Annotated in this window: 10 protein-coding genes and 1 tRNA gene; 4 read left to right on the top strand and 7 right to left on the bottom strand. The window is 55.2% G+C overall.

Annotated features, from left to right (window positions below; all coding sequences use genetic code 11):
• The first annotated feature begins 29 nt into the window (after positions 1-29).
• Positions 30-1,370, top strand: a complete 1,341-nt coding sequence (gene thrC / locus B4A77_RS11705; RefSeq protein ID WP_290735025.1) for a threonine synthase — start codon at positions 30-32, stop codon at positions 1,368-1,370.
• Positions 1,371-1,458: 88 nt separating this feature from the next.
• Here the strand turns inward: thrC and B4A77_RS11710 are convergent, their stop codons facing one another.
• The 3 genes from B4A77_RS11710 to hemW all read right to left on the bottom strand — a co-directional run bounded on the left by B4A77_RS11710 (position 1,459) and on the right by hemW (position 9,671).
• Positions 1,459-5,646, bottom strand: coding sequence for a hypothetical protein (locus tag B4A77_RS11710; protein ID WP_290740894.1), 4,188 nt, complete (start codon positions 5,644-5,646; stop codon positions 1,459-1,461).
• A 24-nt stretch (positions 5,647-5,670) separates the two neighbouring features.
• Positions 5,671-8,406 (bottom strand): hypothetical protein, encoded by a 2,736-nt coding sequence (locus tag B4A77_RS11715; protein WP_290740897.1) that lies wholly within the window; start codon positions 8,404-8,406, stop codon positions 5,671-5,673.
• A 119-nt stretch (positions 8,407-8,525) separates the two neighbouring features.
• Positions 8,526-9,671, bottom strand: coding sequence for a radical SAM family heme chaperone HemW (hemW, locus tag B4A77_RS11720; RefSeq protein WP_290740900.1), 1,146 nt, complete (start codon positions 9,669-9,671; stop codon positions 8,526-8,528).
• A 102-nt stretch (positions 9,672-9,773) separates the two neighbouring features.
• Here hemW and B4A77_RS11725 point away from each other — a divergent pair, with 102 nt between their 5' ends.
• The 3 genes from B4A77_RS11725 to B4A77_RS11735 all read left to right on the top strand — a co-directional run bounded on the left by B4A77_RS11725 (position 9,774) and on the right by B4A77_RS11735 (position 11,104).
• On the top strand, positions 9,774-9,917 hold the full coding sequence (locus B4A77_RS11725) for a hypothetical protein (RefSeq protein ID WP_173364805.1): 144 nt from the start codon (positions 9,774-9,776) through the stop codon (positions 9,915-9,917).
• 5 nt (positions 9,918-9,922) lie between these two features.
• Positions 9,923-11,008, top strand: a complete 1,086-nt coding sequence (locus B4A77_RS11730; RefSeq protein ID WP_290730339.1) for an adenylate/guanylate cyclase domain-containing protein — start codon at positions 9,923-9,925, stop codon at positions 11,006-11,008.
• Between the two features lie 23 nt (positions 11,009-11,031).
• Positions 11,032-11,104: transfer RNA gene (locus B4A77_RS11735), tRNA-Gly, on the top strand.
• A 321-nt stretch (positions 11,105-11,425) separates the two neighbouring features.
• Here the strand turns inward: B4A77_RS11735 and nrdG are convergent.
• The 4 genes from nrdG to B4A77_RS11755 form a co-directional block, all read right to left on the bottom strand.
• Complete coding sequence (gene nrdG / locus B4A77_RS11740) at positions 11,426-11,983, bottom strand: anaerobic ribonucleoside-triphosphate reductase activating protein (RefSeq protein ID WP_290740903.1); 558 nt, start codon at positions 11,981-11,983, stop codon at positions 11,426-11,428.
• Position 11,984: 1 nt separating this feature from the next.
• On the bottom strand, positions 11,985-12,131 hold the full coding sequence (gene nrdD / locus B4A77_RS11745; protein WP_173364802.1) for an anaerobic ribonucleoside-triphosphate reductase: 147 nt from the start codon (positions 12,129-12,131) through the stop codon (positions 11,985-11,987).
• Positions 12,132-12,167: 36 nt separating this feature from the next.
• Positions 12,168-14,498 (bottom strand): anaerobic ribonucleoside triphosphate reductase, encoded by a 2,331-nt coding sequence (locus B4A77_RS11750; protein ID WP_173382053.1) that lies wholly within the window; start codon positions 14,496-14,498, stop codon positions 12,168-12,170.
• A 389-nt stretch (positions 14,499-14,887) separates the two neighbouring features.
• Positions 14,888-16,297: an SIMPL domain-containing protein gene (locus tag B4A77_RS11755; protein WP_290740907.1), complete on the bottom strand. Its 1,410-nt coding sequence runs from the start codon at positions 16,295-16,297 to the stop codon at positions 14,888-14,890.
• Positions 16,298-16,359 lie beyond the last annotated feature (62 nt).

A 16,359-nucleotide genomic window follows, 5' to 3' on the forward strand; every position in this document is an offset into this window, starting at 1 on the left:
ATTTGCGCTCGTAAAATCAAGAGGACATTATGGCCCAATTCAACGCGCATTTCAGGAACATCAACGGGGACGATACTTACCCGCTGACCGACGTCATTTACAGGAGCAAGGTGGACGGAAGCCTGCTCGAAGTCGAACATGACCGTGCAGCACTTGCCGAGAAGAGCCCCGACGAATGGAAGAAGCTCTTTGCCGAACGCCGCATGAGCTTTGAACCGGCCGACATGAGCGGCATCTGGAGCAAGCGCGAAATGGTGCTCCCCGACATGCCCCTCGAAGACATCGTCACGATGCGCGAAGGCTGGAGCCCGCTCTTTGACGCGGCCCCGCTGGCCAAGGAAATGGGCATCAAGAGCCTGAAGGTGAAGCTCTGTGGCAACTCCCACACGGGCAGCTTCAAGGACCTCGGCATGACGGTCCTCGTGAGCCAGGTGAACCACATTATCAAGAAGAAGATTCACGAAATAGACGCCGTGGCCTGCGCCTCTACCGGCGACACCTCCGCAGCCTTGAGCGCCTACTGCGCGAAGGCCGGCATTCCGAGCATCGTGTTCCTCCCCGCCGGGAAGACCAGCGTCGCCCAGCTGATTCAGCCGATTTCTAACGGCAGCATCGTGCTCGCCCTTGACACCGACTTTGACGGTTGCATGAAGATTGTGCAGCAGGTCACCGCCGACAACCGCATCTACCTCGCAAACTCCATGAACAGCCTCCGCGTGGAAGGCCAGAAGACCATTTCTCCGGAAATCTGCCAGGAAATGGGCTGGAAGGTTCCCGACACCGTAATTATCCCGGGCGGAAACCTCGGCAACGTGAGCGCCCTCGCGAAGGGTTTCGAAGACTGCAAGGCTATGGGCCTTATCGACCGCATTCCTCGCATTATCGTCGCCCAGGCCGAGAACGCCAACCCGTTCTACCAGGCCTACGAACGCGGCTTCGACAAGCTCGTCCCGATGCAGGCGAAGAAGACGCTCGCATCTGCCATCCAGATCGGTAACCCGGTCAGCTACCCGAAGGCCGTACGCGCCATCCAGAAGACCAACGGCATGGTCGTAAGCGTTACCGAAGAAGAACTCGCGAACGCCGCCCACCGCGGCGACCGCATCGGTCTCTACTGCTGCCCGCATACGGGTGTCGCCCTCGGTGCCCTCGAAAAGCTCGTGGCCGCGGGCAAGATCGATAAGGAAGAAAACGTGGTCGTCATCAGCACGGCACACGGCCTCAAGTTCACCGAATTTAAGGTCGGCTATCACGAAAAGAAGCTCGAAAACATCTGCTCCAAGTTCGCGAACCCCGTGTTCAAGGCTCCGGCAGACCTCGGCGCCGTCATGGACATCCTCAAAAAAGAGATGGCTGAACGCCGCCGCTAGCGATTGTCATCCCCGCGCAGGCGGGGATCTTTTTTAATGAAAGGAAAAGGCCCCGCTTTTGCGGAGCCTTTCTCATATCCATTCTAGGCTATTTCTTTTTCTTGCGGCGCACGCCCCACTTGTCCTTGATTTCTTCTTCGATCCTCTTCTTCTCGTAGCGCACGACCATCTTGAACTGAACGGTGTAAACACCCGTTCCTACGAAGCGTCCGCGGTGATCCTTGAAGTTCCAGTTCACGAAGATCTTCTGGTCAGACTCAAGGCAGTTTCCGCCGAACTTCGGGCTATTGCACGGCACTATGATAGTCGTGTCGTTCACGTACTGTCCCAGATGATCGTAGTAGTTCACGACGAAGGTAATGAACACCTTTTCCGGGTCGAGAGAATCGAGGACGGACGGGTCCACAGTACCGTCGGCAGATATCTGCGCGCGGTCAAGCAACTGCGGCACAAACCTCTCGCCTAGCTGCACCAGCTGGCCCAGCGCACCCTCCTTCTCCATGTCCTCCTTGGTCGTGGAGCCCGGCATGTAGCGCAGGGTAACGGAACTGAGCGTCTGCAACACTTCGTCTTCGCCATCGAAGGTTCCCATGTTGGTCGCTTCCACGAGGTGGTTCAGGAGGCCTGCAATCACGACCGGGCTCGGATCCTCACCCGCGACGTTGCCGAAGTTGTCCTGGATGACGCTCTTTGCGCCCTTCACGACCATGAGCGAATCGCCCGGGAGAATCGTCGAGACGCTACCGTCGATGATAACCTTCGCGCTCAAGCCATCCGGAGACCAGTCGATACCCTTCGGCATGATGTCGATTGTATCCTTGCCGTGGATGTAACTGAAGAAGTCGTTGCCCTTCAAATCCTTGTACTTGATAACCTCGGAGAAGTAGACAATCAGCGTGTCCGCCTTCTTGCCGTAGCTGAGCGTCACGGCAGAAACGACCGGCGACATCTTGTCGACAATAGGTGCGGCCTCTTCGCTAACGAAAGTCTGGCCCAGCACGTCGTAATAGCTGTACACCGTCGCCGGCGGGAGCGATTCGCTGATGTCCGTCACGCCCTTCGCAATCTGAGTCGTCGAATGGACCTTCCAGACCACGCGGCTAGAATCCTTTCCGTCGAAGCTCAAGTCGGCAGGCTGGGCCTGCAGCTGGATCATCATTCCACGCTGGCTGTACCACGGGAATGTCATGTAGAGCATGGAGAGCTCCTTCGCGGTCAGAGGCTCATCAAAATTCGTGACAATCTGGTCGAGGACACCATCGCCATCCGTATCCCAGTATTCCGCATTGGCCACAGAAGGCAGGCGGTCCACAACAGATACCGGCACCTCGCGGTCAAACTCGTCGGAAGTAATATATTTCAGGTTCGAGAGTTGAACATTGGGATGCAGGGACACGCTGTCGCGCATGTCGCCCTTGAGGCCCATCTTTTCGCCCACGAGAATCACCATGTTCCTGGTCGGCATGTAGATGTTGGTAATCTGGTCCAGGTTGAAACCGTAGCGCTCGGCTTCCTGCTTGAGCATCAACAACTGTTCCGGAGACGAGACATCCTTCGGGATGAGGTCGATGTTGAATTCCACGAACAGAGAATCGCGGCCTCTCTCGTTCCTGATGGCAAACGCATTCTTGATGACCTGGCTACCGACCTCGACAAGGTTGGCATCGCGGACGTAGGTCGTCCCGTCGTTTTCATCGGCATACGTGATAATTGCACGCGCGTTATCCGGGAACTTTTCGGGGAAGACGTCTTCCAGGTCGGACACATCCAGCAAAATGCGGTCTCGGCCTGCATTCAGCTGCGGCAAATTCTTGGTCTTGAGCGTATCGCCGTTCACATAGAGCATCACCGAGGCCACCTTCAAATCGGAGCGCACGGAATCCTTCAGGACGATTTCCACATAGTCAAGCGCCCTGTTTCCGTCGGAGTCCTTGATATAGCCAAGTTCCGAATCGGGGATCGGGTCGTAGAAGTTGATGTTGTCTATAATCACCGTCGTATTCTTCACGGGATCGTAGACGATGATGGAACCGCCATCGACAACCTTGTCCGCAGTCACCCAAATCGTAACGGAACCGTCGGCATTGACGTGGATGGTATCGCTCGCATTCGGATTTTTGGGGTCAATCAAGGTCAGGCCCGAATTGGTCGCGAACACGAGACTATCCAGATCCGTTCCAAAATACTCCGCGATCTTTGCGGAATCGAGCGTAAGGGCAACCACCTGGCCTACGCGAGCGGAATCGAGATTCGAATTCACATGGAGATCGAGAGAAATGCTCGAGGGGTTATTCTCTTCCATGTAGTAGTTTTCGCCTATCTTGATCAGGCCCGTTCCGCTTGCAGAATCCACAGGAATGAGGACGACCACTTCCGAAACGATGGAGTCACCCTTCTCGAACTTGTCATCGGACGGATAGAAGTCGATGCCTCCGCTGCTGGAGAGGTCGAAATCCTCGAAGCCGACATATACCCTAGAGGAACTGGAGCCGAAATCGATATCCTCGGAACCGGCCTTGTTGCTCGAGGAGCTGACCGTCGAGGAACCGTCCGAACTTCCCGGATTTTCACCAGCAGACGAGCCGGGGTTGTTGCCGCTGCTGCTGCCCGGATTTTCGCCCGTAGAGGAACCGGGGTTGTTACCGCTGGAACTGCCCGGATTCTCGCCGGTAGAAGAGCCGGGATTGTTACCGCTGCTGCTACCTGGGTTTTCACCCGTAGAGGAGCCGGGGTTGTTACCGCTGCTGCTGCCCGGATTCTCGCCGGTAGAAGAGCCGGGGTTGTTACCGCTGCTGCTACCCGGATTCTCGCCCGTAGAGGAGCCGGGATTATTGCCCGAAGAACTGGACTTCGCGCTGCTGCTCGACTTGCCAGAACTGGAGCTCTTGCCGGAGCTGCTCGATTTCGCGCTGCTGGAAGACTCCTCGTAAGTAATACGCGAAGAACTGAAACCGACGCTGCTGCTCGAGAGATCCTCGTCCTCGCCCGTATTCGCACCGGTACGCACGACACCTGCACCCGAAAGCGGAGCCAGGTCATCGAGGAAGTTGTCTATCCACTGCAAGTGAACGAGCACGTTGTCGTTGATGTACTTGTTCGGGTTCGCCGCATAGTCCACGAACACGAGGTGACCCGTATTGCTAGCGACAAACAGGTGACCCATGCCATCGACCGTACCCTGGTCCAGACGCCAGCCAACATACGTTCCGTTGTCCTTGGTTCTCGGCAAGGTAAGGTGCGTAGAATCTTCTTCGAAGAAATAATCGCGCAAATCAATAAAAGCGACAACTTTTGCCGTCATTTTGTTGTTCTTTACTTCGGGCTTAATCTGTACAATGCGGGCACCACCGAACACGAAAATTGTCTCGGAATACGGGTCGTACGTACCGCCGTGCGCCCCTTCCAGGGAGTCTATCAAGATTTTCGTTTTTAGCTTCGTAATGACGGAATCGTCCACCTCGCCACCGATAGAATCCTTGTTCGATCTGGTCACCTTGGTCCAAACCGTATCGGTAACGTAGCCGAAATAGGCGCCAGCCCTCTTTTTCGCCTTGGATTCAGGAGAGCAAGGCGTTCCCGTGACGCTAGTTTCACAGCCTCCCCCAAAGTAGTCGGAATACGTGAAGAACGCATTGCCGTCCTTGTCCCATATAAGTGTCGCCAGTTTATCTTTTTTCAGGCGGTCCGAGGGGTCGGGCTCCAGCACCACCTTGTAGCCCTTGTCCGCAAAATTTTTCTTTTCGGGGTGATCCTTGTCTATCTTGGTCGAGAACCTGAAGAGGTAGCCGGGGATACCTGCCGCCCAGAGCCAATCCTGGTTCGGGTCCATCATCAAATGCCAGAAACCGTCCGTGCTGCCAAACGGGGTCGCAGTCTTCACAACGCACTTACCGCCTTCCTTCTTTGCAGTCTTGCTCACCTTGTGAATGTTTCTGCCCTGTGCCGCAACGAGGAGGTCTCCGTCCGGGTGATGCACGATACCATCAGCACCGACCATGCCGTCAGACGCATTCGAGGTACAGAGAGTCTCCTTATTGAGAAGCTGCAGGTAACCCGCGCCATCGTAATAGTAGCTCAGGTTCTTCACACGGTCGCTCTGGCTATACTTCGTATAATACAGGGTCGCCTTAGTGGAGGCGTGAGGAACAATATCGCCGACCTGCTGAATCCAGATACCGGTCGCCGGGTTTTCCGGCGCCGCAATGGTCCCTCCCGCAGCAAGGGCAGTCCCCGCAGCAGCGACACACATCAAGAACAATTTTGCCAACGTTTTCATAGCGTCAACCTCCGAAAAATTCTACTACCTGGAACGAATCTTGCGAGACCCGGTGATGCCCCAGTTGTAGAACCTTTCCACCTTGAAATTTTCCTTGGCACCGTAGACGCGAACCTTGAAGTGCGCGACATAGGCACCGACCGCCACACGCCTACCGTTGTCGGCAAGCATGTTCCAGCGCAAATACAGCTGATGGGGATTCTCGAAGCAGTTGCCATCGAACAAATCCTTGTCGTCGCAGCGAATCTTCTGCGAGGCTCCTGCGACATACGTCCCCAAATTCGTGTAGACGTGGAGTTCCCATTCGAGCCCGACCTTCGAGAGGTCCATCTCGCGGGAATCCTTTTCCATAATCGTAGAGAAGCTCACATCCATCAGCACGCCCAGGTTCTTCTTCGCCTCCTCGGAGGAAAGGTTGTCGGCGACATCGAAAGTAATGGCGTCCTGCGCCGACTCGTCAATATCTTCCCTCGAAGCAAAGGCGTAGTTCTGCATGATAACGCGCGGGTCGCCCTCGACCATTTCGGCAGGAGCAAGTCCCGAAGCACCGTTCCCATCCTTGTCGACAAAGCTCGCGCACTGCGTATCGAGTTTCACGGAATCGGCCGGATTCATGCGTTCCACAAGCCGCGTGCCGCTTTCCATGCGGATTTCGGCAGACTTGCCGTCGGCAGCCCATTCGACCGCAGAGAACGGAATCGACTTCCACTCGCCATCCACGTAGAACTGGAAGGCGTTCTCGAATTCGAGCGTGCTCACGTTCTTGTAGTCAATTGCTTCGGAGAACTCTATCTTGAACACGTCGGAGGCCATCTTCTGGTAGGACTCCGGCATGAGGAACGTTCCCGATATGACCGGCGCCATGCGGTCATTCATCGCGACTTCCTTCGTCACCTCCGAATCCTTCCCGTCCTTGGTCTCGGTGTAAGTGTAGGTGACGTAGCCATAGCGTTCGCCCTGCGCTGCGTAGCTCCTGTCGTCGACAGCGGTGAGCTTCTCCTTGATGGGATACTCGTCCTTCTTCAGGTTCAGGGCAAAGCCGACAACAGTGCCGTCGGCAGAAAGGGTCAGCATGTCGGGATCGGGTTCAATTTCCAGGACATTACCGTTGGTATCGAGCCAGTAGTAGCGGAAGGTCATTTCTTCGAGTTCCTTGCGAGTCAGCGCGTCATCGAACACGACCGAAGCGCTGTCCATACGTCCGTCGCCATCGCGGTCGAAGAAGGCGTTCTTCTCGTTGTCCGCATACCTGCGCCCGGATTTGCCGACGATTGCCGGATTGTTCTTGCCCGTCTCGTTGCCGTCCGCCGCCTTCACGAGGCCGTCGGGGCAGTCCTTCTTGCAGATAGTCGCAATCTGGATGGAATCGCCATACCGCACCAAGCCCTTATCGATGACGAACACCCAGCTCCTGCCGTCCTTCTCTATTGCCTCGAGGTAGACCGGAGCATCGTTCAAGAGGTAGCCCTTCCCTTTCGTCCAGTTCGTATCGACAGCCTTGTTGTAGAAGAGTTCGAGCGTGTCGGTCGAAGCATCCTTGTCGCCCGGAATAAGGTTCGCTGTCAGAATAACCGGGCCAATACGATCGACGAGCGCCTTCTGCGCATCACCCTTCGCGCCCGTATTCACCGAAGATATCTCGACCTTGAGCGAGCCCTCGCCCACATCCGCCGGGATACCCGTACTCACGTTGGTCAACTGCAGGACGCCGTTCTTCTTGGACCAATCCGACTCGCCCGTATGCTCCTTGAACTTGCCGCCGTCGGGCCAGTTATGGAAGAACGCCTCCATCTTCACGGAATCGAGGCGACCGGTGAAATACGCACCGATGCTGTCGCCCTTTCCGTCACCGTTCGTGTCGTAGATGAACGCGCTGTCGAGGATGGGCATGTCGGGATTCACGAACTGCAGGTCTCCCGGGAAAGTCTCGGTGACGATGAAGCCCGTGTCTCCTTCCGCTATCTCGTACTTGAAGGAACTGATGGTGAACGTGGGCCCATCGGTCACCGCCTTCGTCGCGCGGATGATGAACTCGGCGCGCCCCTTGTAGAAGTCGATCTGGTAGCCGAAAACCGTCTTCTGGAGTTCTATGCCGCTCACGCTGTAGTAGCGCAGGTTCTCGCCCGCCGCAAGCGACTGGATGTAGAAAGATTTTTCGTTCACGGCAGTATCGGTCTTGGCGGAATCGGGGCCTATCGGGATATAGGCGCGCACGTAAATTTTGACCTCGTCACCCACCTCGAGCTGAATCTTGGTTTCACTGTCCACAGGATGGTCGCATTCCTCGTCTAGGCAATACTGAATGCCCGGCACGTAGAAGTTGTAGACTCGGGCAACATTGAAATCCGCATCCGGCCTGAGCGCCGTTCCGACAGCCACGTTGTAGACAGGGAATTTCGCTTCGGCCACTACACGTACAATCCCGCTTGCACCGGAATTGACTTTTTCCATGTGGGTCACCTGCGGCATCCCTTCCGAAACGAGCTTTACGGCTACGGAATCGGAAGACGCCTTCGGGGCATAGATGTAGAAATCCGTATTCGGGAGCGCGTTTGCCGAAACGGGATCCTCTTTTTCGGGCACGACAAACAGGCCGAGAGCCTTCGTGATTTTCGTCTGCAACAGCTGGTAGGCGCAGCGCGGGTCCGGGGCGTCGCCCTCGTAGTCGATGCAGTCGATCGATTCCTGCGCCAAAAGCCCTGCAGGGAGCAACAGCAACCACAGGAAAAGGAGCGGAAAATGTCGATTCAGGAACTGCATAAAAACCTCAAAAACACGGCCTATACACCAAGTACGACCATTACATTATAAAATGTATCTTTTTTTTTGGAAAATAGAGGCTCGTTTCTATTCCACTTTGGAATAGAAAACGGCCAAAATCAGTGATTTTGCATACATTTTGAATACAAGTCGAGAACTATCGTATCCATAAACAGCCATCCCCTCCCGACCAGGCGGAAAATGCCATCCGACATCTCGGCAAACCCCTCCGAAATCCACCTCGAAAAAACGCTTCCCGGGACACTAAAGCCGAGCCTTTCCAAACCCTCCAGGCTCATGCCGTACTTTGTCCGTAACGACAACTGGATGAATTCCGCGGCTCCGTCCTCGGGCGTGAGCGTATCGAGCGAAAGTCCCGACTCGGGACACCCCGCCTTCACGTAGTCCCGCCACTTCGCATAGCGTTCCGGGGCATAAAAGCGGACCCCGCCCAAAAAGCCGTGCGCGCTGGGTCCGAAGGCCAGGTATTCACCCCGTTTCCAGTAGTTCAGATTATGCAGGCTTTCCTCGCCTTCGCGGGCAAAATTCGATGTCTCGTAGCGTCCGAAGCCCCGTGTTTCAAGGCATTCCACGCCCCGCAGGTACATGTCCGCATACAGGTCCTCGTCCACCGATTCAAGCCCCTTCGCGATACGCAACCCGAGCCGGCGCGAAGGGTCAATCTTCAGCCCGTAGAGGCTTATGTGCCCGACACCGCTTTCCGCAAGCCAGGCAGCATCTTCCACGACATCTTCCACGGTCTGCCCCGGCAAATCGAACATGAGGTCAGCATTGACCCTCAGCCGCGACTCCCCCACGAGCCGTTCGAGGGCGCGGATACCCGTTTCCACGTCGTGATGCCGCCCCACGCGGTCGAGCAGACGCTGATGCAAGCTCTGGAGCCCGAGACTCGCCCGCGTAATTCCCGATTCCAGGGCCACCGCCACGCGCTCAGCGTCGCAGGACTCGGGATTGAACTCCATCGTCGCCTCGCGGAGCGCCCCCATCGGGACTCCGGCCCCCGCAATCACCCCGAAAAGGCGAGCCAAGGCATCGGGCGAAAGCACCGATGGGGTCCCCCCGCCTATGTAAAGCGTCTCGACCCGTTCAAGGAGCCCCGGACGCCTCCCGGCAAAGGTGCTCATTTCGGCCTCTATCAAGTTCAAATATTCCAACTGCAACCATTCCGGGGCCGGAAACGCATGAAAATCGCAATAATCGCAGATTTTCTTGCAAAAAGGGACATGTATATATAGGCCGAGCATCAAAATTCCAATTTTTTGATAATTTTAGACATCCGTTTTGTAAAAATTTAATTTATAATCGTAAACATGGAAGAGCAGAAAAAAGACAATTTCGCGCAAAGGATGAAAAAGAGGCTTCCCCTCTTTGTTTTTCTTGCTATCGCGACCACCTGTTTCTTCCTCGCGTCGTCGCTTCTCCTGGACGATTCCTACAAGGACATCATCCTCATTTCCATGGTCTGGGCGCTCCCCCTCTTCATCCACTGACTCCAATGGCTATATCGCGACAGACAGAAAGAAAGTTCAGGGCCGTCTGCTATTACGTCTTTTGCTGGATCCTTGCGGCCGTAGGCACAGACGTGCTCATCATGTATGCGCAACATGCCCAGATCGACGGCGTGCACCTGCTCCAGATGCTACAGTTCGCCCTTTTCATGGGACTCTCTCACGGCGTCTACGACATCCTCATCCTGAAGGACGAGATGGACTGCCGGGCCGTATGGAAGGCCCTGATGCTGCGGTCGGCCTACTTCATCAGTGCCATCTCTTCGAGCATCATCCTCTGCACCCTGCTTTTCAGAATAAAGGACGGAGAAGGAATCGTAAACGAGGAGGGGCTCGCAAGCGTCATCGCAGAGTTCCGCGACCCGGAAACGCAAGTTCGGATTTTCCTATTCTTCGCGCTCGCAAGCCTTATCACCTTCATCCGCAGCGTCCACAAGAAGTTCGGCACGCGCGTTTTCTGGAACACCCTGCTCGGCAAGTCGCAGGAGCCACTGGAAGAGAACCTCATCTTCATGTTTATCGACCTGAAGAATTCCACCGAACTAGCCGAAGAACTGGGGCATGTCACCTACAGCAACTTCATGAAGGACTACTACAAGCTGCTTTCGAACTGCTGCGAGGAAAACCAGGGCGAAATCTACCAGATTGCAGGTGACGGAGCGTTCCTGACCTGGCCCATGTCCGCCTGCAGGACCAAGGCGCGCCCCGTGGACTGCTTCTACGACTTCAACGAATGCCTCGAGAAAATAGCGCCCAAGTTCATCAAGAAGTACGGCCGCGCCCCGAAATTCAAGGCCGGGGCCCACTGCGGCACAGTCATCTCGACCGAGGTCGGCAACTTCGGAAGCGAGATGGCCTATCACGGCGACGTGCTGAACACCACCAGCCGCATCCAGTCGCTCTGCGCCAAGCTCGGGCAGGAATTCCTGATTTCCGAGGACCTCTACGCCATGCTCCCGCGCCCCCTCCCCCACGGCTACATGAGCAAGAAGGAAGGTTTTTTCGAATTGAGAGGAAAAAAGCATGAAATTTTGATTTTTTCTCTGCAAAGACCCTTGACAAGCCTAAAATAATATTCTATAATTGGTCTCACCTCGCGGGAATAGCTCAGTTGGTAGAGCACGACCTTGCCAAGGTCGGGGTCGAGGGTCCGAGTCCCTTTTCCCGCTCTAAAAACAAAGAAGACGCTTTTAAGCGTCTTTTTGTTTTTTAAGTACAGGGAAAGGGATGCACACGAGACCCCTTGGGGTCGAGGGTGCGGCAAAAACCTCCGTGCGCGAAGCGCATGCAATAGGAGGTTTTTGAGCTTGATGCGAGCCTGCGAGCATCGAGCCCGAAGGGTTGTCAATCAGCCGCGCCAGCGGAGTCTGATTGACAACATTCCCTTTTCCCGTACCCCTCCTTCCCCCACCCACCACATTCTTCCAAACCCCATATAAACTAAAAATCCCCGCCCGGACCGGGGCGGGGATCAAAACATACCTTTTCAACTACGCCGGCACGAGGTCGGGGCGAGCAGCCATCTCGTCTAGCTGTATCTGGTGCAACACAGCACGGCCCTCGACAAGGCTCTTCTGCACGTCGATGATACGCTGGTTGCTTGAGCCGCGGAACTTGAGTTCGAGCGACTTCTTCGCCATGACGAACGGACCGTCGATAAGGATATCGGCAAACGAAAGAAGTTCCAGGAAATCCGGTTTTTCTTCCCAGTGCTGCTGCAGATACTCGAACGTGTAACCCGTAAAGATGACAAGGTTGAGTCCGCGTTCCTTGATTTCGCGGGCAAGCGGGATAAGCGCCGCCGCCTGGTCCATCGGGTCTCCGCCACTGAAGGTGATTCCGTCCAGGAGCGGGTTCTCGTCGATCATCGAGAGGATTTCTTCGATATCAATAAAATGACCCCCGTTGAAATCGTGGGTCTGGGGATTCTGGCACCCGGGGCAGTTGTGATGGCACCCCTGGGTAAAGATGGTCATGCGGATCCCGGGACCGTCCACGAAGGATTCGGGCTCGATTCCGGCAATCCGCAAGCGCGGGTATTCGTCCATATTATACGCTGTGCTTTACGCGGTCGTTGACTTCGGCGCGCTTCGCGTTATTGAAGCGGTCGACTGTACCCACGAGGTAGCCCGTGATGCGGCGGATGCGTTCGAAGCAAACGCCTTCTCCATACAGATTCATTTCTCTTTCTGACATTTTTCACTCCTTGATAGTTTGTTTTAATTCCTGTGATTAGCGGATGCCCTTGAACGCCGGCATTCCCGGGTAGAGCCTGCGCAATTCCTTCAGTTTCTCTTCCGAGATGGCATGGCCATCGCTACGTCCGCAACGGGGGCAGCTGTCGCCGATAACGCCCACGAAGCCGCAGACGGGGTCGCGGTCAACCGGGTGGTTGATGGAGCCGTAGCCGATGCCCGACTTCGCCATGTGATGCACAATCTTTTCGAAGGCATCGAGGTTCTGCGTCGGGTCGCCGTCAAGTTCCACGTAGCTGATGTGGCCCGCGTTGGTGAGCGCGTGGTAGGGGGCTTCGAGCGAAATCTTCTTGAACGCCGAAATCTTGTAGTACACCGGCACGTGGAACGAGTTGGTGTAGTAGTCACGGTCGGTGACGCCCTTGATTTCGCCGAACTTCTTCTTGTCCATGCGCACGAAGCGGCCAGAAAGGCCTTCGGCAGGCGTTGCGAGCAAGCTGAAGTTGAGGCCGAGGCGCTTGGATTCCTTGTCGCAGAAGTCACGCATGTGGCCCACAATCTTGAGGCCAAGCTGCTGGGATTCCTCGGATTCGCCATGGTGCTTGCCCGTGAGCATCACGAGTGTTTCGGCAAGGCCGATAAAGCCGATGGAGAGCGTGCCGTGCTTGATGACTTCGCCCACCGTATCTTCCCAGCCGAGCTTCTCGGAATCGATCCACACGCCCTGTCCCATGAGGAACGGGAAGTTCTTTACCTTGCGGCGGCTCTGGACGGCGAAACGTTCCATAAGCTGGTCGCTCACAAGCTGCATCATGCGGTCGAGTTCCTTGAAGAACAGGTCCACGGACTTCATCTTGATGGCGATACGCGGAAGGTTGATGGAGGTAAAGCTCAGGTTGCCACGGCCATACGAAATCTCACGGGTCGGGTCGTAGTTGTTGCCGATGACGCGCGTGCGGCAGCCCATGTAGGCGATTTCGGTTTCCGGGTGGCCTTCCTTATAATACTGGAGGTTGTAGGGCGCATCCTGGAAGCTGAAGTTCGGGAACAGGCGCTTCGCGCTCACGCGACAGGCGAGCTTGAACAGGTCATAGTTCGGGTCGCCCGGATTGAGGCTGATGCCTTCCTTCACGCGGAAAATCTGGATCGGGAAAATAGCCGTCTCGCCACCGCCCAAGCCTTCTTCGGTGGTGAGCAGCAAGTTGCGCATCGCCATGCGGGCTTCGGGCTCGGTGCACATGCCATAGTTGATGCTACTGAACGGAGTCTGCGCACCGGCGCGGCTGTGCATGGAGTTCAGGTTGTGGACAAACGCTTCCATCGCCTGGAAGGTGGTCTTGTCCGTCTCTTCGTAAGCCATCTTCTCGGCAAACTTCTGGGCCTTCATCACGATTTCGGTATCGAAGGTCTTGGAAAGTTCGCGGGCTTCCGCTTCCACGAACTTCTCGTTCGGCACGAGCGTCGCGACCATGCCCATCTCCGCCATTTCGGCGTGGAGCTTCTTCACCACCGGCTGGATTTCTTCTTCGGTCTTGCCGGTAAGGAGGATGAGAGCCTTCACCATGTTCGAGAGGTAGGCCTTGCGATAGGTAATGCGCACGCCGTCGGCCATGGCATAGTCGAAGTTCGGAATGGACTGACCGCCGTGCTGGTCGTTCTGGTTACTTTGTATGGCAATCGCCGCGAGGGCCGCATAGCTGCGGATGTCCTTCGGTTCGCGGAGATGACCGTGCCCCGTATTGAAGCCGTTCTTGAAGAGCTTCTTCAGGTCGATCTGGCAGCACGTCATGGTAAGGGAATAGAAATCCAGATCGTGGATATGGATATCGCCTTCCATGTGGGCGCGGCTATGCTCGGGCTTGAGCATCATCATCGTGTAGAAGTGCTTGGCGGATTCGCTACCGTACTTGAGCATGGTGCCCATGGCGGTATCGCCGTCAATGTTCGCGTTTTCGCGCTTGAGGTCGGATTCCTTCGCGGAGCTGAACGTGATGTCACGGAGCGTGTGCATGAGGCGCGTGTTGACTTCGCGGATGCGGGTGCGTTCGGCACGGTAAAGGATGTAGCTCTTGGCCGTATCGGCATAGTTGTTGTCGGTAAGGGCCTTTTCGACGGCGTCCTGGATTTCTTCGATATCCGGCTTGGTCTTGCCTTCGGCCTCGAGGCGGCCCACCGCATAGGCGGCTACCTTCAGGGCAGTACTGCTCAAAATGTCTTCTTGGCCAAGGAGGTCCATCTGCTCCTGGGAGGCCTTGATCTGGTCCTTGAGTTCACCCGATGCGCGGAAAGCCTTAACAATGGCGTCTGCAATCTTCTCGATGTTGAACGGCATTTCGCGGCCGTCGCGCTTCTTGACTGTAAAAATCATCACCTATCCTTCAAATCCCTTAACTAAGCCCTAGTCAAAAGACGTTTGTTCAAAATAAGCCTGTTTTCCTTTTTTCTACTATATCTTGTGTTCAACACCAAACCAATAACACAAGATATAGACATAAGATAATAAAAAGATTTTGGAAATGGGAACTTTTTTTCATAAATTCCCGTAATTTTTTTGTAATATAGAGGCAAACTATCAACACGGCCCCAAAACCGGAATCCGGACCACCACCGCAGGTCGGGTTTCGAGTGGTCCAAGTCCCTATTGCACAAACATTTAGCTGTTTCCGGAGCGTAAAAAATCTATTCACACCCCAAAAAGGGGCTTTTTTCACAAAACCGAGTTGACAAGCTGCCGCAGCCGAGCGGTATTTTTGGAGGCTATTTTATCTCGGCCATGATGGCCAAATACGCCGAGACGGAGACGGAATCGGCGATATTCATCTTGGATTCCGAAGAACCTGCCATCAGTATGTCATACGCCGGCAAGGACTTTCCCCTGGCCTTGCGCAAAGAAAGGTCGTTGTAGCGAGCACCGAGAACGGTCCCGCCAAACTCGTCTACGGGCTTGTTGCTCACCGCAACGACCTTGTTCAAGGAACCGCCAAAGCCCTCGGCAATCGCCTTGGCGCGCGCCATCGCCTTTTTCCCAGCAATGTTTACGACCTGCACCCTGAGCGAATCCTCGTTCTTCAGAACAGGCTCGGCTTTAAACACGTTAACGTTTTCTAGACCGACAATTCCATCCAGGAACGCACCGGCGGCGTCCTTGGATGTAAAGTTGACCGTAACCCTCTGGGTCGCCAAAAAGACATTCTTGGACGATTCGTTGCCGTAAAACTCGTACTTCTGCTTTTTGCGCAGCGTCATGGACTGCGCCTCTATCTCCGATTCGGCAACGCCAAGGCCTTTCGCCATCTGCACCACATCACCACGACGCACATTCATCTGCTTAAAAAGCTGTTCCTTGTCAGTTCCATCGAACATGATATTCGCGATTACGACAAACTTGTCTGCAAGAAACTTCTTGTGCTCGACCTGGACAACGCGGACATACGACTTTCCGCTACTTTCCATACCATCCAGGGAAAGCGTCGCCATAAGCGATGCCGACACCTCCACGGAATCCGAAGAACTCAACTTTTCCACTTCCGAAGAGCCTTCCACGGAAATTACCTTCCCAATATTCGCGCCAACACTCTGCGCGTTCACTTCGGCCTGGCGGGACGCCTTTTTGCAGGCGCTCTTGATAACGTCAACCTCTAGCGTTTCGGCATTCTTGAGCCGCGACTGCGTGGACACGTTATCGACAAACGCAAAACTGGCCAAGTCGAATTCCAGGGAATCGGATTCCTGCTTGCTATGCGAAATAACCTTTACCATCTGCGATGCCGTATACCCCAGAAAAAACCTCTTGCCCTTTGCATAATCCCATTCCTTCTCGAGCGACGTGCTGAGAAGTTCGTACCCCTGCGGGCCTACGGAATGCTTCTGCAGCAGGGCGAGAATCTTTTCACGGCTCTCGTTCAAGCGCTTGTAAGCGACATCCTTGTTCTTGTCCTTCAGAACCATCTTGAAACTGGTGACATACTCGTCGGCGAGAAAGTTCTTCGTCTCCTCGCTCGAGACGGTCACGCCACCTAAAGGCTGTCCCTCCTGTTCCGGAGCCGGTTCCAGGGACGATACCTTCGTTTGTGCAGAAACGTCGGAGGCGCGCCCGATACTGAGTGAAAGCACGAGACACACGAACGCAAGCACGATGATGACGACGTATGATACTTTGTTCTGCATAGGGCACTCCTTTTTGAGATTTCCTTTTCAATCTACACAAAAAAGAATCCCAAAAGCAACGG

It is taken from the genome of Fibrobacter sp. UBA3718 (genome assembly GCF_002371935.1).
Taxonomy (GTDB): Bacteria; Fibrobacterota; Fibrobacteria; order Fibrobacterales; family Fibrobacteraceae; genus Fibrobacter.